Source organism: Streptomyces sp. NPDC027962, from assembly GCF_055566095.1.
Window position 1 is genome coordinate 1 of sequence record NZ_JBVHTA010000047.1, and the last position, 20,862, is coordinate 20,862.

Sequence of the window (20,862 nt, forward strand, 5' to 3'; positions counted from 1 at the left end):
TCAGGGAGCATTCACCGGCAGTCGATGCACGCGAGGGCACGGAAACGGCGCACTTCCCCGCCAAGATCCGTTACACCACTCCACGGGACACCATCTCCTGCTCCGCGAGGAAGGTGTCTCCTTTCAACGCCTGAAGACCTGGAAGACTTCCCGCGACCCTGACTACGCGGCCAAGAAGGCCCGCGTCGAACACCTCTACGCGATCGCCGACGGCGAGGTCATACCTGAAGAGGGCGAGCCCGAAGTCGTCTTCTGCGTGGACGAGTTCGGGCCGCTTAACCTGATGCCCCACCCAGGCCGGCAGTGGGCGGAACGCGGGGGCAAGCACAAGGACCCCGACCGCGACCCCCGCCGCAGACGGCGGGCCACCTACAACCGCTACGGAGGAGTACGCCATCTGTTCGCCGCTCTGGACCTGGCCAAGGACAAGCTCTACGGCCACATCAAGCCCATCAAGAGGCGGACTCAGTTTTTAAAGTTCTGCCGCTACCTGCGAACCCTCTACCCGCCCGAGGTCCGTATCGCGATCGTCTGTGACAACTTCTCCCCACACCTGATCACGAAGAGGTGCCAGCGGGTCGGCACCTGGGCAGCTGCGAACAACGTCGAGATCGCCTACACCCCGACCAACAGCTCCTGGCTCAACCGCATCGAGGCTCAGTTCACCGCCCTGCGCTACTTCACCCTCGACGGCAACGACCACGCCAGCCACAAGGAACAGGGCAGCATGATCCGCCGCTACATCATCTGGCGAAACCGCCACGCCGACGACCGGCGCCTGCGCGCCGTCGTGAACAGGGCCAACGTCGCCTGACACCGCATGAAGGCAGAGAAGATGACCACACAGACCGACCGTATCGACCACGAACTGATACGCGCAGCGGCAGACGTCGCGGCCACACGGTGCCGGGGCGATAACCACACCATGGCGGCTGCGGCCCGAGCCCGGGACGGCCAGATCGTCACTGCGGTGAACGCCTATCACTTCACCGGAGGCCCCTGCGCGGAGCTGGTACTCATCGGCACTGCTGCCGCCCAAGGCGCCTATGACCTGGACACCATCGTCGCCGTGGGCGACCGCGACCGAGGCGTCGTGCCCCCATGTGGCCGCTGCCGCCAGGTCCTTCTTGACTACTTCCCAGCCCTCAAGGTCATCGTCGGGACAAACGACGGCCTCCGAACGGTGCCCGTCACCGACCTGCTTCCCGAAAGCTACGTCTGGGCGGACCACCAGCTCGACGCTGAGGAGAGCGCACCACTCAGCACCAACTGACACCCCAGGCGGTTACAGGGCAAACGTTGCCTGACACGGCACTAGCTCAAGATAACGGCCGTTGATTTTCTTCCCGCCGTCGTAGCCCCGGCTGGAGGCGCCGACCACGGCGTCCGCCTTCACCGACTGCGAGTCGATCACCGCGGCCGTGGGCTCCGGGTCCCGCCCTGCCGCCGGAAGCCCGTGACAGCCAGGCGAGGCGCGTAGCCGACATCGTGCAGGATTGCGGCGGCCTCCAGCTGAGTTTGTTACGGCTGAAATGTCCGTACTCAGTGACCGGTACGCCGGACCTTACGTCGGGCCGACGGCCGGGTTCGTGACCCGGCGGACGACAGCGGCGCCCACCGGGGATGCCGTCCCGGGGGCGCCGCCGAAAGCTCTCGGCCGGAGGGGTCCGTGCACGAGGGGATTCCGTCAGTCGGCGAAGCCCTGGTCGCGCAACGCCTTCTCGATGCGGGCGCGGTGGTCCGCCTCCCACGCGTCGAGGGACTGCTCGGCCTCCTTGGCGAGCTTCGCCCGAGCGGCCGCGAGGATCTCCTCCTGGCGGGCGGCGGGGGTGACGACGATGCCCTCCTCGTCGGCGACCACGATGTCTCCAGGGTGCACCAGCACACCGCCCGCACGAGCCGGCGCACCGAGCGCGCCCAGCTTCTTCTTGGTGCCCGGGATCGGGATGACACCGCGGGAGAAGACCGGGAAGCCCGCCTCGCGCACCTCGCCGAGGTCGCGTATGACACCGTCAACGACGAACGCCGCGACGCCGCGGCGCTGCGCGACCGCGCACACGTTGCCGCCCGCCAGCGCGTAATCGACGTCGCCCGATTCCACGACGATGACCGAGCCTGGCTCCGCGCGGTAGATCGCGGCGTGCAGCATCAGGTTGTCGCCGGGTTCGCACCGCACCGTGTACGCGGGTCCCGCGACACGCGGCGAGTCCCACAACGGCCGTATGCCGGTGTCCATCACCTGCTTCCGGCCCAGCAGGTCGGCGAGCGTCGTGGGAGGGATGTCCTTGAAGGTGTTGTTCATCGCTTCCTCTGTAGGGGTGTCGAGGGTCCGGGGTTCCGGGGTGGGCCGGTCACCAGTGGGCTGCCGTGTCCTTCTCAGGGCTGTAGAAGTGTCGATCCCAGGAGGCGCCGCCGTCTGCACTCGACAGAACGGTGCCCTCGTCGCCGACGATCCAGGACTCGCGGTTCGAGAGGACGCGCACGTTCCAAAGCGACATTCCCGTGCCTGTGGAGCCGGCCTGCCAGGTCGTGCCGCCGTCGGCCGTGGTCATGACGGTGTCACTGCGGCCGACTACATGTCCGGTCCGGCCGTCGGGCGAGAAGTGCACGGCGGTGAAGTTCTGCCGGGTGGGGCTCAGGCGGCGCTCCCAGGTGCGGCCCCCGTCCCTGGTGTGCAGCACGGTACCGCGGTGTCCGACGGCCCAGGCCGTGGCGGTGTCGACGGCGTGGACATCGATGAGATCGTCCTCGCCGCCGCTGTCCTGGGACTGCCAGGTGGTGCCGCCGTCCCGGGTGGCGAAGACCGTGCCGCCGGTGCCGACGGCCCAGCCCGTTCGGTCGTCGGCGAAGTCCAACGCCCACAGTGCGCAACCGGTGTGCGGACCGGGCTGGGACTGCCACGTGGTGCCGCCGTCCCGGGTGCCAAGGATGGTGCCGCGGCTGCCGACGGCCCAGCCGGTGCGGGCGTCGGGGCGCACGTGGACTTCGAGCAGGTCCTTGATGGTGCCGCTGGGCTGCCGCTGCCAGGAGGCTCCGGCGTCTCGTGTGACCAGGACGGTGCCGCCCCGGCCGACGGCCCAGGCGGTGGTGTGGTCGACCGGTGACAGGGAGTAGAGGTTCGCGGTCGTGCCACTGGGCTGCGGCGTCCAGCGACGGCCGGCACGGGTGGCCAGTACCGTGCCGCCGTCGCCCACCACCCAACCGTCCTGCCCGCCGGGGAAGATGTGGACGCCGTACAGGTTCCGGCCCGTGGCGGCGATGTGCGAGGACCACGTTGCGCCGTGGTCCTCGGTGGCGATCACAACGCCGCCGTCGCCGACCGCGTAGACCCGTGCACCGTCCGGCTGTGCCCACACGGCCTTCAGGTTGTCGACGACACCGCTCTCCTGGAGCGACCAGGTGCCGCCGCCGTCCGCGGTCGCGAGTACCGTCCCGCCGTCGCCGACCGCCCAGCCCCGCTCGCCGGAGGAGGTGCACGTGACGCCCCAGAGGCTGGCCTCGGTACCGGTGACGCGCGGCTCCCAGGTGACGCCGCCGTCCTTCGTGGTCAGTATGGTGCCGTTGCGGCCGACGATCTGTGCCGTCCTGCCGCAGGCGTGGACGTGTGTCAAGGTGTTCCGGGTTGCGGCATCCTGCATCTGCCAGGTGACGCCGGCGTCGTCGGTCGCGAGGATCGTGCCCGCGAGGCCGACGGCCCAGCCGTGAGTACCGCCCGGTGCGAAGTGAACTGCCAGCAGCGGTAGCTCGGTGGCCTTGTCCATCAGTCGCCAGGTGCTGCCCGCATCGTCTGTGGCCATGACCGTGCCGGCCGCGCCGACCGCCCAACCGCGTTCGGCCTCGAAGTGGACACTCAGCAGCGGGGCTTCCGTGGGGGTGTCCTGGCTGCGCCAGGAGTCACCGCCGTCCTCGGTGATCAGGACCAGGCCCGCGTCGCCGACTGCCCAGCCGCGCCGCCCCTCGGCGGGGAAGCTGACGTCCCACAGCTGTGCACCGGTACCGGTGTCGCCCAACTGCCATGAGACACCGCCGTCCCTGGTGACCGCGAGGAGGCCTTCCCGGCCGACCGCCCAGCGGCCGGAGCCCGTGCCGCACAGACCGACCAGGTCCTGGTGGATGCCGCTGAGCTGCGGGGTCCAGGTATCGCCGCCGTCCGTGGTAGCAAGGATGAGACCGCAGTCGCCGACCATCCAGCCGTGGCGGGTGTCCTGGGTGAACGCCAGCGAAACGACGTCCTTGACCGTGCCACTGGACTGCCGGCGCCAGGTGCGACCACCGTCGTGCGAGGCGACGATGACGCCGTCATCACCCGACGCCCTCACCTCGCGGCCGTCGGGCGCCGCCCACAGGCCGTACAGATCGAGGCCGGTTTCGCTGTCCACCTTGGTCCAGGTGGTTCCCCCGTCCTCGGACCGCAGGACCGTGCCCATGCGGCCGGCGGCCCAGCACAGTTCCGGAGAGACCGCGTAGATGCCGCGCAGGTCCACGTCGACGCCGCTTGGCTGGAGGACCCAGGTCGCGCCCGCGTCGGTGGTGGCGTGGATGGCGCCGCGTTTGCCGATGACCCAGGCAGTCCTGGCGTCCAGCGTGAAGCAGCGGGTGAAGTGGGTCTCGTCGGACTTCTGCGTCTGCCAGCTCAGTCCGCCGTCGAAGGAAGCGAGGATGGTGCCGCTGTCGCCGACGGCCCAGCCGGTGCGGCCGGCGGAATCGAAGGAGATGCCGTACAGGTTCCGGTCGGTGCCCGTCTCGCGGGGTTCCCAGTTCCGGCCACCGTCGACGGTGTGCAGGATGACACCGTCCCGGCCTGCTATCCAGCCGCGTTGGGTATCGGCGAAGCAGACCGCGCGGAGATCCTTGTCGGTGCCGCACTGGGATCGCCAGCTCAGGCCCCCGTCGTCGGTCGCGAGGACCATCCCTCCGTCACCGACGGCCCATCCGTGTTTCTCGTCGACCAGGCAAACGCCTTGGAGGTTGACGCTCCGGGGTGCGATGGTGCAGGTCATGGTTGAACCTCGCTGCGATGATGGGGTGGTGGTGGGAGGTCACATACGGACGGTCGACCGGACGTCACCCCGCCGGCCGCTGCCTTGGCGGTGGCTCGGCTGCGCGCTCCGCGGGCGACGACCGCCGGCACAGCCGCGCCCAGCACGGCGTACGAGACGGCCAGGACTATCCAGCCGGTCGCGCCGTGACCGATGACCAGCCAGGCGAACAGGGCGGGCGCGAACATCTTGCCGATATCGACGCCCATCTTGTAGGCGCCTTGGTACTGGCCCTGGGCGTGGTCGGGCGCCAGGTCGTACGTGATGGTCCAACTGCCCGCCGCGTGCCGGATCTCGCCCAGCGCGTGTATCAGGGCGCCCACGGTCAGCAGGACGCAGGCCATGAACAGTCCGGCCCCGCCGGTCATGGCGAACAGCAGACAGGCGGCGGCCACACATCCCCCGCCCTGGAGGCTCGCCCAGGAGGCGGACTTGAGGTCGTCGGTGCCTCGGGCTGCCCTGACCTGGAAGGCCACCACGAAAGCGGTGTTGATGAGCAGGAGCACCGCACTCATCCACCGCGGGGCATCCGTGTGATGGATGATCCAGAGCGGTAGCACGATGTCGAGCAACAGGCCATGCGTGCTCAACAGGCCGTCCACGGCGGTGAACAGCAGGAACGGCACGTCGCGGAACACGGCGAAGGCCGCACCGGCCGCCGCGGGCACCGGCGGCACCGGCGCCTCCTTCAACGTGAGCAGACCGGTGACGAGGAAGCACAGCGCGGTGAGGAGGATGGCGCTCTGGTAGCCGACGCGTTCACCCCAGGCGAGGGTCAGGCCGGCGAGACACGCGCCGACTGCCAGGGCCACGTTGAGGGCGGCCCGGATGACGGCCCTGATCCGGGCCCGGTCGCCCGCGGGTACACGGGCCGCGATCATCGCCTTCCTGGCGTTGTTTCCCGCACGGTAGGCGAGCCCTTGGACGGATGTGACAAGCAGGTACGACCAGAAGCCCTGCACGAACAGCAGCACCCCGGTCAGCGGGGCCAGCGACAGGAACGACCACAACTGAATCGTGCGCGGCCCCGCCCGGTCGACCAGATGACCGAGCGGGACGCTGGATATGAGAACGAGAGCGGCCGTAATGCCCAGGCTAACGCCGAGTTGACCCGGCGTGAGGCGGATCACCGTCACCGCGTAGATCGCGTTGATGGCTATCCACAGTCCCTGCCCCAGGCTCATCACCATGGTGATGAAGATGAGCATCCGTGCGGGGCCGGGCGGAGGGAGAATACGTGTCAGCACCGATTGGTTTCCTGTCTCATCACCGAGGCCTGTCGTGAGGCTAGGTCACGGTCGGGAGCGTGCCTCCGTTGTGGGCGTAAATCGACTTCACTGCGGAAAACGTGTTTCTCTCGCAAATCCAAGTGCCGTGCCGCCGGCGGACACCTCGGCCGGGCCACGGGGGCGGGCAACCCTGTGTGGGCAGGCCGAGCAGGGCACAGCGCTTCGCGCCGGCTTCTCGCGGGTGTCCGGCAGGTCGTGCCGTCCGGCGAACAGCTCCTGCACGCGTACCTTGGCGGCCATCAACGGCACCCGAAGCCTTCGTTCCCGCACGTCCGCGCGTTCCTGCTTGTCCGGGCGCCGGGAGCTGTACCACCAGCGCGCCCAGGGCGCCTGGGGCCGGCTGAGCCGCAGCGCGCCGACGACCAGCAGCGGCGGGCAGAAGACCCCGACCAGTCCGGTCCAGGTCTTGCCCTTGAGCAGAGTGACCACGGCGAGAAGGAGCGAGCCGACCACTACGACGACGAAGCACGCGCCGTTCACCTCTGCGCCAACGGGCCCCCAGTCGGCAAGGCCGAGCGGGTGCAGCCCCATGAGCACCATGGCGCTCAGGGCCACAGCGGCGAAGATCGCGTCGATGGAGGTGCGGCCGCGCTCGGTCCAGTACACGTCCTCCAGGTACAGGATCAGGGCGAACTCATCCAGGACGAGCCCGGTGCCGATCCCGAACACCAATGCGGCGACGATGCGCCGGCCTGCCGCCTCGTCCGGCGTCGCGAGTCCGGCGATGCCCGCGACCACCATGAGGACCACGCCGAAGACCGCATGGTGGATGTGGAGCCCACCCCACCGCACGTTTCCGGGCCACCACCGGGTCTTCGCACGGATGAGCCGAACGCTGATCCGGATGCCGACGAAGGCGGTGAGCAGCCCGACGAGGAAGGAGAAGAGCGGCAGCCGCTCCGTTGCCACGACGTACTGCCGGAGCCAGGCGTGAAGACCGCTGTCGTACGCCTCCATCAGACACCCGAGTACAGGTGCTCGGGCCGCCCGCTGTCGCCGTACCGGAGGGTCAACTGTAACTTGCCGCTCTCGGCGAGGAACTTGAGGTACCGCTGAGCGGTGGACCTGCTGATCCGCGCCAGCTCGGACACCTCTTGAGCGGACACCTGCCGGCCAGGGCCCTGCTCCGCGACAGTGCGCGAAACCAGGTCGGCGGTGCGTGCCGAATAGCCCTTGGGCGCGACGTGCTCGGCTTCCGGGGTGCGCAGCGCGCCCAGGGTCAGGTCGATACTGGCCTGGTCCATCTCCCTGGTTTCGCCAAGGGTGCCGCGCAACTGGGCGTACGCCTTCAGCTTGTTGCTCAGGGCGTCGGAGGTGAAGGGCTTGACAAGGTAGTGCAGGATGCCGGCCCGGAGGGCCTCACGCACCAGTTCGGGACGACGGTCCGCCGTGATCATGATGACGTCGATGTCATGCCCCAGGTGCCGGAGTCTCCGGGTGAATGACAGCCCGCTCTCGTGCGGCAGATGCTGGTCAAGAAGGATCAGGTCGATGCCACCACGCTCGACGGCCGCCAGAGCCGGGCCGGCGCTGTGCGCGATGCCGGCGACACGGAAGCCGGTGACTTGCGATGCGTAATGGGCATTGATCTTCGCCACGTAGAAGTCGTCGTCCACAACAAGTAAATCGATCATTGGGCCCCCCCAAAGCCACCTGACACTGCATGCGCCGGCCCAGCGCTCCTCTGACCGGCCGAGTTCGAAAGCGCTCGGAGACGGCCCCCATCCGCGACGGCGCATGCGGCGCCGCCGTCCCGAGCGAAAATTGCGACTGCCGCCTCGTAGCTTCACCCCGCGGTCCGATGCGAAGAGACGCTTCCCGACGATGTGGCCGCGCACCGGGCGGCCGACGGCCCTCTTCATGATTCCACCGACCTCGGCGGGCGGTGTACCCGCCCGAGGCGGCACCGGGCTTGGACCGACGATCTGCGCGCCGAGGTGATTTCCCCTGATTCTGCCGATTGTCCGGCATGCCGCGCAGGACCTGCAGCAGGATATCGGCGTCAGCGAAGTGCTGAACTCCCGGGGCGTCCTGCAGCGCGGCTTGCGGGCTCAGGACAACTGCCGTTGCATTGCGGGTCACGATGAGTAACTTCGGCCTCATTGCTGTCAGATCGGTCCGTTCACCCCAGGTCTTGGGCGTTCATCAAGATCGGGGGGAAGAATCTCACTGATTGGACTCGCGCACAAGAAGGCGGCTTCGCCCCTGCGAGGCCGACCGTCAGGCCATGCTCGTGAACTGCCGTGCTGATGCGCTGCCTGGTGCCGCCGGCGGCGAAGTCGCGCCCGTGCGCGGCTGCTCCACTTCGACCGCCGGCCGGCGGCGGCGCCGGTGCGACCGTCGAGCGGCGTGACCTCCTCGACCCGCCGCATCCCGTCATCCAGCGGGACCCGCAGACCGGACAGCGAATTCCTGCCTGATCACCAGTGGTCGCACGTCATGGCTCGAGTCGTCATTCATGGCCTCCGGCGTAGGCGGCGACGGCTCGCATCGACGCCACCACCGAGGCGTGGTCGGCACCGCGGACATAGGCGTGTCCCCAATGGCCGTACACCTTCCTCCGTCCCTTGTCCGGGGGCGGGTAGTGGCACTCGTCCAGACCGAACCGTGCTCGCAGGTCGCTCTCGGTGACGGCGTCCTCGGGGTGACGTGTGAGGAGAGCGCAGCCGTAGACAGGCGACGCGACGCGCTCGCTCGGCGGCACGGCCGGTTCGCGCCCGAGCGCGATATCGATGGCCGCACCGTAGAGGTCGATACCGTAGGTGCGCTCCAGCGTCTCCGGAATCAGAGGGCCACCGGGTCGTGAGCCGACTTCACCGAAGGTCACGGTGCCGTCCTCGCTCACATAGCCCTCAAGGTGGAAGACACAGTCGGGTGCCGCCAGGTCGGACATCACACGCAGCGTCATGGCCCGCGCCGCGTCGTCGAGCGGCGATTGCTGCCCCGCGAGCGGCGCGCTGCCGGGAGCGTAGCCTTCCAGCCAGCTCAGATTTGACGTGGTGTAGCGCGAGACGGTCATCCAGGTTGCCGATCCGCGCATCCAAACGCCGTCGACGTGGAACTCCTCGCCCTGAACGTACGACTCGCCCACCAGGTCGACGTCACCGCTCGTCGGATTGTTCCGCCGGTAGTCCTCGAGTTCCGCGGGCGAGCTGATCGGCATGGTCGCTCTCGCGCCGTAGCCGTCCGCCGGCTTCAGGACGAATCTCGCCCCCAGATCGCTGCACAGCGTGGCATAAGTGTCATCACTCGACACATAGCGGCACATGGCACGCCTCACCTCCGCCCCGAGCAGGGATTTCTGCACCCGCTTGTCACGGAACCGTATGACCGCCTCGAAGTCGGATGCCGCGGGAAGGCCGAAAGCCAGGCGCAGCACATTGGCCGAGAACACGGCGCGCTCGTTCCCGGTAACTGCCCCGTCGGACTTGGGTACGGCCTCCCGGACAGCCCTGAGCACCTGCTGAGCATCGCCCAGGTCGCTGACCAGTGTGAACTGATTCCCGGCCAATTCCGGCCTCACCTTGTCGACCACGAAATGCAGCGGGACATCTCGTTTACGGGCGGCCGCCACAAAGCCGCCCCGGTAACCCAGACAAACCAAAGTCATTGCTCTGACTCCTCACACGGCCTCAGAATCACTTCTGCTCGACAGGCACTGTCGGTCGAACAGTCTCGAGGAAAGCTGGCGTTAGGTTGCGAATGGCGCAGTACTGCGGTTCTCGAACCTTCGGCGAGGTCCGTCGCGTCCGGCACCGGCGCGTCCTCCAAGCGGGACGGCCCACCGGCGTGCGGTGATGGTGGCCTCGTCGTAGGTGTGGCCTCGTCGTAGGTGTGGTCGCGGCGGCCGGTGGTCAGAGGATGCGGCCGGGCATGACGTGGGGGTGGTGGAAGAAGCCGGCACCCAGGCGCGGGTCCGGTGCTGTCATGTCGCTCCGCACTCATTGGTGGCTGGACTCGGACGACGCTAGTAACGACGTCTGGCGGGGAGGCGGTTCTGAGCACTGAACCCGTTAATACCATTTTCGCAAGAACGAGGCGTTCTGCTCGCCCGCGAGCACCGGGCACAGCGCCGTGCCGCCGGCAGGACGGCCGCACGCCTCGCATCGATCAGGAAGTTCGGAGCTCAGCGAGGACAATCGGCAAGCTCGGGGCTCATCGGCAGCATCGCGGTGAACACGGCGCCGTCCGCGTTGTGCACCTCGACCGTGCCGCCACGACGGACGCATGTCTGCAAAGTGATGGCGAGACCCAGCCCACGCTGCCTACCCTGTTCCGCGGCCTTGGTCGTGAATCCGTACCGGAACACCTCCTCGGCGATCTCGGGTGCGAGTCCGGGCCCGGAGTCACTCACCACGACACGCGCGGCCCCGTCCACCTCGGTCAGGTCGACCTCGATCCAGCCCGCCCCGTTTGTGTTGTGCCCGCGCAGCGCGTCCAAGGCGTTGTCCACCAGGTTGCCGAGGACTGTCACCAGGTCGGCGGCCATGTGGCCGTCGACGGGCCCCAGGCAGCACGCCTCGGACAGTCGCAGATCGACGGCGTGTTCCGCCGCGAGGCTGTACTTCGCGAGGAGCAGCGCGGACACTGTGGCATCGGCGATCTTCGCGGTCACCTCGGCCTGCCACTGTGCGCGACTCGCGGACACCCTGTTGACGTAGCGGCAGACCTCGTCGTACTCGCCGAGTCTTATCAGCCCGGCAATGGTGTGCAGCCGATTGCCGAACTCGTGTGCCTGAGTGCGCAGGGCGTCGGTGGTGGTCTGGCTGACGTCGAGCTGATCCTTCAGTCGCGCCACTTCGGTGCGGTCGTGCAGGGTGACGACCGCTCCCAGTTCCCGTACGCCGCGGGTGATCGGTATCCGGTTCAGGACCAGCACCCTGTTGCCGCGCAGGGCGATCTGGTCGCACCCGGTGGTCGTCCCGGTCAGCACCTCGACCAGACGCTCGTTCAGGCCGAGGGTGTGCACCGAGCGGCCGATCACGCTCTCGGGCAGTGTCAGCAGTGCCCTGGCCGTTTCGTTGATCATGGTGATCTCATGCTGCTGGTCGAGGCCCAGGACGCCCTCCCGTATTCCGTGCAGCATGGCTCGCTGGTACTCGACGCATCCGGTGATCTCGGCGGGTTCGAGCCCGAGGGTATGCTTCTTCACCCACCACGCCAGGCACATGGATCCCGTGACACCGAGCACGCTGGCGATGCCGATCAGGACCGGCAGTTCCGGGAAGGCGCCGGCCAGGATCTGCGGGACGCTGGGCGGAGCCTGCTCCACAGCAACGTACCCGCTGACGCGCTGGGTCCGCGCCGAGATCACCGGGACCTGCGCGACGACCGAGTCGTCGATGCGCCCGACCCAGGCGTGTCCCTCGGTCACGGTTGACCGTCCGAGGCGTATCTGCCTGCCGATGCGATCCGGGTCCGAGGAAGCGAGCACCCTGCCGTCCGCCTTGGCGATGGCCACCGCGTTCGCCCCCGACAGCATCTGCGCCCTGGCTGCCAGGGGAGCCAGGCTCGCATGCTGTCCCGGGTCGGCGAGCAGTTCTCCCACACTCGGGTCTGCCGCCACGTCCTCGGCGATGCCCAGCATCCGGCGGGACTCGGCAGCACGGATCGTCCGATCGGCCTGTTCCAGGCAGATCACGACGACGGCAGTCAGCACGGCCAGCACGATCAGCAGCTGGAACACCAGGAGTTGACGTGCCAAAGACACCTTCCCGCCCACGTTCCACACACCTCTTCCCCCCTTGTCGCCCGCCCGGCCGCAGTGCGACGTACATGTGGAATAACTCCCGCGGTCAAGAACCAGCGGGCACGTACCCTGCTGATGCAATAGAGAACAGGGGGAGATGCGGTGCCGCAACATCAAAAAGTGACTTCAGGGGGACAGGAGCGCAGGGTGACGGCTCCGCCAAGAGCGCGCCGCGGTCCCGCGTTCCGATCGAAGCTGCTCGCCATGGCAGCCACGCTGGCTGCGGTCGCAGCGCTGGGTACATGGGGCGCCGATGGCACGGGAGACTCGGAGGGCGCGGCGACCGGGCTGCGCATCATGGTGCCGAACAACCCCGGTGGCGGATACGACGTCACGGCGCGTACGTCTGTGGCCGCGATGCGGGATGCCGGACATTCGGTCGAGGTGTTCAACCTCCCGGGCGCCGGTGGCACGGTCGGTCTCGGCCGGCTGGTCGCGGAGAAGGGCAACGGCAAGCTCGCCATGCAGATGGGCCAGGGAGTCGTCGGCAGCGTCTGCGCCCACTCCTCGCGGGTCACGCTGGCCGACACGACTCCGATCGCCCTCCTGCTGGAGGAACCCGACATCATCGTGGTCCCCGACGACTCCCCGTACACGGAGCTCGGCCAGCTGATCGAGGACTGGAAGGCCGCACCGGACGACATCGTGGTCGGCGGCGGTTCCTCCCCGGGCGGCCCGGACCACCTCGCGTCCATGCTCATGGCCCAGGCCGTCGGCCTTGAGCCGAGGAGGGTCGAGTACGCGCCGTTCGACGGTGGCGGCCCCTTGCTCGCGTCGGTGCTCGGCGCGAAGGTCACCTTCGGTATGTCCGGCGTCAGCGAGCACATCGACCAGGTCCGGGCCGGCCGACTGCGGGTCCTGGCGGTGACCGGTCCGGAACGGCTCGAGGGTGTGGATGCGCCGACCCTGAGGGAAGCGGGTGTCGACGTCGAGGTCCGGAACTGGCGCGGCGTGGTGGCGCCTCCGGGGATCAGCGACGCCGAAAGGCAGGAACTGGTCGACGTCTACACCGAGATGCACCGTTCGCGGCAGTGGAGAGCCGCGCTGAGACGCAATGGCTGGCACGACACGTTTCTGGCCGGTGACGAATTCGGCGTCTTCATTCGGCGGCAGACCGAGCGGGTCGAGTCGGTGCTCGGGAGGATCGGGCTGCCGTGTGAGGAGTCTCGCGCTGTCCGGACACAGGTCTGACCCCGCAGGGCCCGCCCCGGTCTGCGGGACCTTCGAGGCCAGGGGTCGAGCCGGGTTCCGGACCGTCCGACGAACGCTGTGACGCCGAGCAGGCGGCCGACGTGGACAGGGACGGGGACAGGGCCACCGTGCACCCTGCCGGGTCTGCCCGGTCCCGGCAGAGGGTGCACGGTGGTCCGCCGTTTCGGCAGGGCGCGGACACCGGCCGACGGCGCACGTGAGGGAGCGGAACCCGCGCTTTCGTCCGCGCTTATCCCTGCACCACACAGCGGGACACCGTCGGCGACCGTCGGTCGAGCAGGCCGGCGGCTCTCCCGTGTTCCGCCGGCTCCTCGCCCGCGACGACGACCACTGGCTCCAGACGCAGCCTTCCGCGCTTCCGCGTCTCCGGCTTCCGCCTGGGACCACTCGGGATCCGGTGCCAGGCCCTTTCAGCTTCCCCTTTTCCCGGAAGCGGAGTCAGGCGCGGACCGTCGCAGCGGCGATGCCGGAGTCACGCCTGTTCTTCGACCGAGGCGCCCAGCGCGCGCAGGTCGTCGAAGAATCCACGGTAGGTCTGCGCGACGGAGTCCCAGCCACGGACAGCGAGTCCCTCACGGCTGCGGAGCGCCACCACGGCCATGGCCATGATCACGCTGTGGTCGTGGTGGCCGAAGACCTCGGTGCCGCCGGACACCGTCCCGTTTCCATGAATGATGATCGCGTCACGTCGCTCCTCGACCTTGACGCCGGCCGCGGCGAGTTCGTGGCAGAAGTCGGTGATCCGGTCGCATTCCTTGAAACGAAGCGTCTCCACGTTGGAGAAGACACTCGTCCCGTCGGCGAAGCAGGCGAGTGCGGCCATAGGAAGGATGCTGTCCGGGCACGCCGAACCGTCCATCTCGATCGGCAGCACTTCGTCGGCACCGTGGCAGACCAGGTCCTCGCCGTCCCGGTCGATCCGCACACCCATCGTGCCGAGGGTCTCGATCATGGCCGCGGTACCGAGATCGTTGCCCTGGAAGCCGCTGACCCGGGTCCGTGATCCGGGCACGGCCGCCGCAGCGGCCAGGATGCCGGCGACGCTGGAGGCGTCGCTGGCGACGGGGTGGTGGGACGGGCGGTAGCGCTGCCCGCTCGCGATCCGGTACGACTGCCAGTCGGGAGCGACCTCCACCTTCACGTCCGCTCGGGACAGCGCGTCGATGGTGGTGGCCACCATGGGGGTCGAACTCAGCTCGTCGGACACCTCGAGGTGCACGTCCTCGCCGACCAGAGGAGCCAGGAAGAGCAGACCGGACAGGAACTGGGAGCTGCGCCGTCCGGACACCGGGATCGTTCCACCGCGCAGTCCCTTGCCGCGTCCGACGATCAGCGGCGGGCGTGCCTCGGTGCCGCGTCCTGAGGCATCGGCGCCGAACGCGCGGAGCGCGTGGATGATTTCGTGGTTGCCCCGACGACCCAGGGAGTCGAGGACGCGGGTGCCTACCGAGCAATGCTCCATGGTCGCGCCGATGGCGGTGAGGAGACGCAGCACGATCCCGGAGTTGCCCGCGTCGAGTTCGGCACGCTCGGGCAGCTGGTGGTCGACACCGTGCACACGCCAGGTCCGCGCGTCGACCTCCTCGACCCTGGCGCCGAGAAGCCGGCAAGCCGCGGCCATGGCACGGATGTTGTCACCGGATCCGGCGTTGGCGATGGTGGTGGTTCCGGATGCCAGGGTGCCGCAGAGCAGAGCCCGTACGGTGCCGCTCTTGGCACCGGGCGGTGTGACGTCGCCAGTCAGCGGGGACCCCGGGGCGATGCGGATGAGCGATGGTGTGGTCACTGTGTTCCTTTCGAATCGGGTCAGGCGTGGGCGAGCGTGCCGGCCAACGCCCGGAAGCGGTCCTCGAAGTCGGCGAACGAGGTGCTCAGGGTCTCCGCGCCCAGGACGTGGACAGGGGTGTCGACAGCCATCGACGCCAGGCACAGCGCCATGAAGTTGCGGTGATCGCCATGGCTGTCGACCTCAACCGCTGTGGCCGACTCCACTCGGTCGGTCTCGAAACCGTCGAGCTCGCCGTCCCGGTGAAGCGGCCGCAGCACGCGACCCGTCCTGGCCAGTTCCGCGATGACGATCTCCAGCCGACTCGTCTTGTGGTGCTGCAGGTGGCGGGCGTTTCGCACCAGCATTCCGTGAGGCAGGCTGGACGCGGCCGCAGCCAACGCAGGCACCAGGGTGGGGATGTCGGAGGCATCGATCACCACCTGCTCGGACGGCGGCGCGCCCGAGGCTATGCGCAGCGCGCTCCCCTTCTGCTCGAGCAGCACCCCGAGGCTCCGGCCCAGTTCCACCACCGAGTCGAGGAACGCGTCCTGGCCGAGCACGACGTCCTCGACGAGAATGTCCGTGTCGACGATGACTGCGGCAGCGATGAAATAGAACAGCGAGGTGACGTCCGGCCCGATCAGGGTGTCTCGTGCCTGGTAGCCCCCTGGCTGGATGTCGATCGTTTGCAGGTCTTCGGTTGCGCGCACGCCGGCGCCGAAGCGAGTCATCATCTCGACGGTCATGCGGATGTAGTGATGGCTGACGATCTTCCCCGGCAGGTGGAGGCTGACGGCGTCGGCGGCGTACGGCGCGGCGAGCATCAGCGCACTCACGAACTGCGAGGTCTCGGCCGCCGGAACCTCCACCCAGCCGCCGGTGATGCCATGGCTCCAGGTGACGAGGGGCAGGACGAGCTCAGGGCCGGCGGACTCGGCTCGACCGCCCAGCGCCGCGAGTGCCTCCAGGAGCGGCCGGATCGGCCGGCCGGCGAGTCTGCGGTCACCGGTCAGCACGCACGGTGCTTCCGCGAGAGCGGCGATCGGCAACAGGTGGCGCAGGGCGAAGCCGGACCCCGCGGCGTGCAGGACCGACTTCGGTCTGCGGGGCTTGCCCGACACGCCCTGCACGACGAGATCACCGTCCTGGTCGGTGATCCGGGCGCCGAGTGATGTGACGGCTTCCCGCAACAGGATCGACTCCGAGCAGACGTTCGGCCTGCGGATCGTCGACGTGCCGTCGGCAAGCGCGGCCATGAGCAGGGCGCGCTGCGTATGGGGCTTGGATGTGGGAATGCGCACCGGGCCGCGCAGGGAAGTCAGCGTTTGGAAGGGCATCGGAGCTCCAAAGGGTGGCAGCGATCGCGAGCGCGTCCCGCATCGGGTGCGGGCACACGCGGTCTGGGAGATGCTGTGGGGTCTGCGGGTCGGTCGTCCGCCGCTTGGCCCGCTGCTGTCGGGCGTGCGACGCGTTCGGGTGCAGCGGCGCGGACGCGGGCCGGGAGGTCACGGCCTGCGCCCAGGATGTGGACGTGGACGTGTGCAGGAGATGGCGCCGAAGACGCTGAAATCGCCGAGGGCTAGCCGTATGCCTGCCGGGTCGTGGGGACGGGCAGCTACTGCGACTCGGCGTTCCGGCACCACCAGCGCATCGTCTCCTCCAGCAGTTTCCGGACCGATTCGGCCGACTCCGCCTCGACGAAGACCGTGGCCGACGGATCCTCGACGGGCCCCACGCCGCCGCGCCGTCTGTCGGCTTCGGAGAGCAGCGAGACCTCCGCCCCGGGTACCGGACAGGAGTCGGAAGGAGGTACGAACTCGCCTGAGCCGTAGGGCAGGAGGGCCCAGCCGAGAGGGGCCGAAGGGGCGGTCGGCTGCGCCGTCAACTCCAGCGGCAGGCCGCACTGCCCGCGCAGGCCCTCGCGCGCCAGCAGGACACCGAAGGCGCGCTCGTACGCCTTCCCGATCAGCGCGCCGCCCGCGCGGCTGGCGATCTCGCAGAGCACCGGTTCGCCGTCGGGACGGATCCACGCCTCCAAGTGGAATGCGAGCGGGTGGGGAGCGGCGGGAAGGGCCGCGACGACGTCCTGCGTCATGCGCCGCAGCAACGCCGTGCGGGGGTCGTCGGGGGCCAGCAGCACGCTCCCGAGAGGGGCTTTGTCGTGCACACGCCGACCAGGGCTGCCCAGGTACGCGGAAGGCCACGCGTGCACGATCCGGCCGTCCCGCATGATGCCGTCGACGTGGAAGAAGTCCGCCGTGACGAAACCTTCGACCATCCATTGACCAGGCAGGTACGGGACCTCGGAGGTGTGTTCGCGATCCAGGAACGCCGTGACCTCCGCCGGACCGCGCAGGATCGCCATCCCCTTCGCCCCTGCGCCCAGGCGCGGCTTCACCACCACGGGGAAGCCCCAGTCCTCGATGAACTCCAGCAGGTCCGCGGGACACTCGACGGGGGCGAACGGGGGAACGCCGATGCCGGCCGCCCGCGCCGTCCGCTTCATGACGACCTTGTCCCGGTACGCGGTCGCGGACGCGACGTCCTGGCCCGGTAGCCCGAGGCGGGCCCTCAGCCGGGCCGCCCGCAGCACATCACTCTCACTGGTGCTGGCGACGAGGTCGACCCCGTGCGCGCGGGCCGCCTCCTCAGCGGCCTGCTCTGTGGACCAGCCGTGGTAGTCGTTCACCAGGCGGTGCCTGGGGAAGTGTTCGGCCAAGGCGTCTTCCGCACCGGCCACCGCCTTGGGAGTCGTGAGCAGGACGATGTCGTCCGCGGTGCCCTCCAGCCAGTCGTGCAGCGGACGGGTGGCAAGGGGCTGGCGGGAGAGCAGCAGGGTCTTGGGCATGGTTCACGTCCTCGATGGAGCGGGAGCGGTAACGGGCCGCAGGTCCCCGTGCAGATGCACCAGGCTGTCGCCGGGCGCTCCGTGCCTCACGGTCTCCACGGCACCCACCAGCAGATGATGGTCACCCAGCCTTAGCTGCCGGTACGGGGAACAGAGCAACCAGCTCAGACAGTCGTCGAGCAGTGGCACCCCGTGCGGGCCGGGCTGCCAGAGGGTCGGCGGTGCGAACCGGTCGCGCGGTCCCGCGAAACGCCGGGCCAGATCCACCTGGTGCGCTCCGAGTATCTGGATGCCGAACCAGTCACAGTCCTTGATCCGAACCCAGGTGGTCGATGTGTCGGCGAGCGTGACGGAGACCAGAGCCGGCCCGGCACTGACCGAGGTGAAGGAGGTGAGCGTCACCCCCATGGGCCCGTCGCGGTCGGCGGCGGTCAGCACTGCGACACCGGTGGCATGTGCGCGCAGCACGCCCCGCAGCTCCGTCCCGCCGACGGTGCCGAGGCCGTCGGAGACCGTCTCGCCGGCCGCGTTCCCCCTCGTGCCGCCGGCTGCCACCGCGCGGTCCGTCGCGAGGCCGGGACCGAGCCGGTCGACGCTCACCGAGCGGTCCCGGCGGCTGCCCCGCACCCTGGCCGCGGCAGGCCCAGGTTCTGCCGGAGCGTCGTGCCCTCGTACTCGGTCCGGAAGAGTCCGCGACGCTGCAGCTCAGGCACCAGCAGGTCGACTATCGCGGTGAGGCCGCCGGGATGGTAGTCCGGCATGATGTTGAAGCCGTCGGCCGCGTCGTTCGCGAACCACTCCTCCATCTGGTCCGCGATCGTCTCGGGGGTACCCAGCAAGAAGCGGTGGCCACGGCCGGCGGCCACGGCCAGGTACAGCTCACGAATGGTGAGACCCTCCCGTCTTGCCTGCTCGTAGATCGTCTGCTGCTTGCCCGTGCTGCCCTCCGTCGCGGGGATCACGGGCAGCGGGCCGTCCAGCGGGTGACCGGAGAGATCGACCATGCCGAGCTGGTACGAGAGCATGCCGAGGCCGACGACCGGGTCGACCAGCGACTGCAGGGTCTCGTACCTGTCCTCGGCCTCGCCCCGGGTGCGGCCCACGACGATGAAGACACCAGGCAGGATCTTGACGTCGTCCGGGTCGCGGCCGTAGTCGGCGATTCGCTTCTTCATACCGCGGTAGTAGACCTGTGCCTGGTCCAGAGACTGCTGCACGGTGAAGACGACCTCGGCCCAGCGGGCGGCGAAGTCCTGACCGTCCGGTGAGGAGCCGGCCTGGACGACTACCGGGTAGCCCTGCGGCGGGCGGGCCACGTTGAGCGGGCCTCGCACCGAGAAGTGCTCGCCTTCGTGGCCCAGGATGTGCAACTTCTGTGGGTCGAAGAAGCGGCCCGATTCCTTGTCGTAGAGGAAGGCGTCGTCCTCCCAGCTGTCCCAGAGGCCGGTCACGACCTCCATGAACTCGCGTGCACGGTGATAGCGGGCCGCGTGCTCGGGCTGCTTGTCCAGGTTGTAGTTGCGCGCCTCCGCGTCGGTGGCGGAGGTGACGACGTTCCAGCCGGACCGACCCGAACTGAGGTGGTCGAGCGACGCGAACTGCCGGGCCACGGTGAAGGGTTCGTTGTAGGTGGTCGAGGAGGTCGCCGTCAGGCCAATGCGGGTGGTGTGCACGGCGAGCGCGGAGAGCAGCGTGATCGGCTCGAAGTGGACCATGCGGCCCTGCCGGCTGAGCTCGTCGGCGTTCCTGTACCTGGTGCGCACGCCGGCGCCGTCGGACAGGAAGACCATGTCGAACTTGCCACGCTCAGCGGTCTGCACCAGTGAGCGGTAGTACTCGAAGTCGAGGCCTCCGTCAGGGCGGGCCTCGGGATGGCGCCAGGCGGCGACATGGTGGCCGGGCGCGGGCAGGAAGGCGCCGAGCTTCATCTTGCGGCGCTGCGGGCTGCTCACCGGTATTCTCCAAACGAGAGTGATCGGGCGCCGGGGCCCCGGAATCAGCCGAGGCGGCGTACCGGCGCACCGGCCAGGTATGCCTGGATGTCCTCAACGGCTTGGCCGTAGTAGGTGCGGTAGTTGTCCTGCGAGACGTAGCCGAGGTGCGGGGTGGCCAGCAGGCGGGGTGCGGTGCGCATGGGGTGCTCCGCGGGCAGCGGCTCGATGTCGAAGACGTCGACGCCGGCGCCGGCGATCCGGCCCTCGTGCAGCGCGGCCAGCAGGGCGCCCTGGTCGACCAGGGCTGAGCGCGACGTGTTGACGAGATACGCGGTCGGCTTGAGCAGCGCCAGTTCGGCGGCGCCGATCATGCCGCGGGTGCGTTCGCCGAGCACGAGGTGGAGCGAGACGAAGTCACTGCTGCGCAGCAACTCCTCCTTCGATGGAGCCAGTCGCACGCCGACCTCGGTCGCACGTTCCGCGGTGAGGTTCTGGCTCCATGCCGTCACATCCATGCCGAAGGCGAGGCCGACGCGGGCCACCTGGCTGCCGATCTTTCCCAGGCCGAGCAGGCCGAGACGGCGGCCGTGCAGATCAGCTCCGACGGTGGACTGCCAGGGGCCCCCCGCGACCAGGGCGTTGTTCTCGGTGACGATGCCGCGGGCGAGGCCGAGCAGGAGCGCCCAGGTCAACTCCACGGGTGGGGTCGAGGAGCTTCGAGTACCGCACACCGTGACCGAGTTGCGCTCGGCGGCCGCGTAGTCGATGACCGAGTTACGCATGCCCGAGGCGACGAGCAGTTTGAGCCGTGGGAGGCGGTCGAGCAGGGTGGCCGGGAACGGGATGCGCTCCCTCAGCGTCACGACGAAGTCGAAGTCCGCGAGTGTGGAGGCCAGTTCGTCCTCGGTGGAGAAGTGCTTGGTGAAGGTGACGACTTCCACCCGGTCCTGGACGGGGCCCCAGTCGGTCACGGTGGTAGCGATGTTCTGGTAGTCGTCGAGCACGGCGCAGCGAAGCCGCATG

The 20,862-nt window shown here is 68.9% G+C and carries 16 protein-coding genes and 1 pseudogene; 3 read left to right on the forward strand and 14 right to left on the reverse strand.

Annotated elements, in window-relative coordinates:
* Positions 1-814: transposase (locus ACZ4SA_RS31235; RefSeq protein ID WP_468281172.1), on the forward strand; the 814-nt coding region annotated here is incomplete at its 5' end.
* Positions 815-835: 21 nt separating this feature from the next.
* Positions 836-1,273, forward strand: a complete 438-nt coding sequence (locus ACZ4SA_RS31240; RefSeq protein ID WP_468281174.1) for a cytidine deaminase family protein — start codon at positions 836-838, stop codon at positions 1,271-1,273.
* 54 nt (positions 1,274-1,327) lie between these two features.
* On the opposite strand, the pseudogene ACZ4SA_RS31245 reads toward ACZ4SA_RS31240, so the two are convergent.
* The 8 genes and pseudogenes from ACZ4SA_RS31245 to ACZ4SA_RS31280 all read right to left on the reverse strand — a co-directional run.
* Positions 1,328-1,441, reverse strand: a pseudogene (locus tag ACZ4SA_RS31245) (IS5 family transposase); the annotation flags it as partial.
* A 246-nt stretch (positions 1,442-1,687) separates the two neighbouring features.
* Positions 1,688-2,302, reverse strand: a complete 615-nt coding sequence (locus ACZ4SA_RS31250) for an RraA family protein (RefSeq protein WP_468281176.1) — start codon at positions 2,300-2,302, stop codon at positions 1,688-1,690.
* Positions 2,303-2,351: 49 nt separating this feature from the next.
* Positions 2,352-5,000, reverse strand: coding sequence for a YCF48-related protein (locus tag ACZ4SA_RS31255; RefSeq protein ID WP_468281178.1), 2,649 nt, complete (start codon positions 4,998-5,000; stop codon positions 2,352-2,354).
* Positions 4,997-6,286, reverse strand: a complete 1,290-nt coding sequence (locus ACZ4SA_RS31260) for an MFS transporter (protein WP_468281180.1) — start codon at positions 6,284-6,286, stop codon at positions 4,997-4,999. Before ACZ4SA_RS31260 ends, ACZ4SA_RS31255 begins: the two co-directional genes overlap by 4 nt.
* Before the next feature lie 87 nt (positions 6,287-6,373).
* Entirely contained in the window at positions 6,374-7,285 is a 912-nt protein-coding gene (locus ACZ4SA_RS31265; RefSeq protein WP_468281182.1) for a hypothetical protein, read from the reverse strand.
* Entirely contained in the window at positions 7,285-7,962 is a 678-nt protein-coding gene (locus ACZ4SA_RS31270) for a response regulator (RefSeq protein WP_468281183.1), read from the reverse strand. Before ACZ4SA_RS31270 ends, ACZ4SA_RS31265 begins: the two co-directional genes overlap by 1 nt.
* Positions 7,963-8,780: 818 nt before the next feature.
* Positions 8,781-9,902 carry an ATP-grasp domain-containing protein gene (locus ACZ4SA_RS31275; RefSeq protein WP_468281186.1) on the reverse strand — a complete coding sequence of 374 codons (1,122 nt, stop codon included), beginning with the start codon at positions 9,900-9,902 and terminating at the stop codon, positions 8,781-8,783.
* Positions 9,903-10,454: 552 nt separating this feature from the next.
* Complete coding sequence (locus tag ACZ4SA_RS31280; RefSeq protein WP_468281187.1) at positions 10,455-12,032, reverse strand: sensor histidine kinase; 1,578 nt, start codon at positions 12,030-12,032, stop codon at positions 10,455-10,457.
* A 249-nt stretch (positions 12,033-12,281) separates the two neighbouring features.
* Between ACZ4SA_RS31280 and ACZ4SA_RS31285 the strand changes: the two genes are divergently transcribed.
* A complete protein-coding gene (locus ACZ4SA_RS31285; RefSeq protein ID WP_468281189.1) occupies positions 12,282-13,268 on the forward strand; it encodes a Bug family tripartite tricarboxylate transporter substrate binding protein in 987 nt (328 codons plus the stop codon).
* A 493-nt stretch (positions 13,269-13,761) separates the two neighbouring features.
* Here ACZ4SA_RS31285 and aroA read toward each other — a convergent pair whose 3' ends face one another.
* The 6 genes from aroA to ACZ4SA_RS31315 form a co-directional block, all read right to left on the reverse strand.
* Positions 13,762-15,075: a 3-phosphoshikimate 1-carboxyvinyltransferase gene (gene aroA / locus ACZ4SA_RS31290; RefSeq protein WP_468281191.1), complete on the reverse strand. Its 1,314-nt coding sequence runs from the start codon at positions 15,073-15,075 to the stop codon at positions 13,762-13,764.
* Positions 15,076-15,095: 20 nt separating this feature from the next.
* On the reverse strand, positions 15,096-16,394 hold the full coding sequence (locus tag ACZ4SA_RS31295; RefSeq protein ID WP_468281193.1) for a 3-phosphoshikimate 1-carboxyvinyltransferase: 1,299 nt from the start codon (positions 16,392-16,394) through the stop codon (positions 15,096-15,098).
* Between the two features lie 278 nt (positions 16,395-16,672).
* Positions 16,673-17,905 (reverse strand): ATP-grasp domain-containing protein, encoded by a 1,233-nt coding sequence (locus ACZ4SA_RS31300; protein WP_468281195.1) that lies wholly within the window; start codon positions 17,903-17,905, stop codon positions 16,673-16,675.
* Positions 17,906-17,908: 3 nt separating this feature from the next.
* Positions 17,909-18,505 (reverse strand): flavin reductase family protein, encoded by a 597-nt coding sequence (locus tag ACZ4SA_RS31305; protein WP_468281197.1) that lies wholly within the window; start codon positions 18,503-18,505, stop codon positions 17,909-17,911.
* Positions 18,502-19,857, reverse strand: coding sequence for an LLM class flavin-dependent oxidoreductase (locus tag ACZ4SA_RS31310; protein ID WP_468281199.1), 1,356 nt, complete (start codon positions 19,855-19,857; stop codon positions 18,502-18,504). The genes ACZ4SA_RS31305 and ACZ4SA_RS31310 overlap by 4 nt, the downstream gene beginning before the upstream one ends.
* A gap of 44 nt (positions 19,858-19,901) precedes the next feature.
* Positions 19,902-20,861: a D-2-hydroxyacid dehydrogenase family protein gene (locus ACZ4SA_RS31315; RefSeq protein ID WP_468281200.1), complete on the reverse strand. Its 960-nt coding sequence runs from the start codon at positions 20,859-20,861 to the stop codon at positions 19,902-19,904.
* Between the last annotated feature and the right edge of the window lies 1 nt (position 20,862).

Excerpts from the sequence above, each read along its gene's own strand:
- ACZ4SA_RS31240 (WP_468281174.1), top strand. The coding sequence starts at position 836 with ATGACCACACAGACCGACCGTATCGACCACGAACTGATACGCGCAGCG.
- ACZ4SA_RS31250 (WP_468281176.1), bottom strand. The coding sequence starts at position 2,302 with ATGAACAACACCTTCAAGGACATCCCTCCCACGACGCTCGCCGACCTG.
- ACZ4SA_RS31255 (WP_468281178.1), bottom strand. The coding sequence starts at position 5,000 with ATGACCTGCACCATCGCACCCCGGAGCGTCAACCTCCAAGGCGTTTGC.
- ACZ4SA_RS31265 (WP_468281182.1), bottom strand. The coding sequence starts at position 7,285 with ATGGAGGCGTACGACAGCGGTCTTCACGCCTGGCTCCGGCAGTACGTC.
- ACZ4SA_RS31270 (WP_468281183.1), bottom strand. The coding sequence starts at position 7,962 with ATGATCGATTTACTTGTTGTGGACGACGACTTCTACGTGGCGAAGATC.
- ACZ4SA_RS31285 (WP_468281189.1), top strand. The coding sequence starts at position 12,282 with ATGGCAGCCACGCTGGCTGCGGTCGCAGCGCTGGGTACATGGGGCGCC.
- ACZ4SA_RS31295 (WP_468281193.1), bottom strand. The coding sequence starts at position 16,394 with ATGCCCTTCCAAACGCTGACTTCCCTGCGCGGCCCGGTGCGCATTCCC.
- ACZ4SA_RS31300 (WP_468281195.1), bottom strand. The coding sequence starts at position 17,905 with ATGCCCAAGACCCTGCTGCTCTCCCGCCAGCCCCTTGCCACCCGTCCG.
- ACZ4SA_RS31315 (WP_468281200.1), bottom strand. The coding sequence starts at position 20,861 with ATGCGGCTTCGCTGCGCCGTGCTCGACGACTACCAGAACATCGCTACC.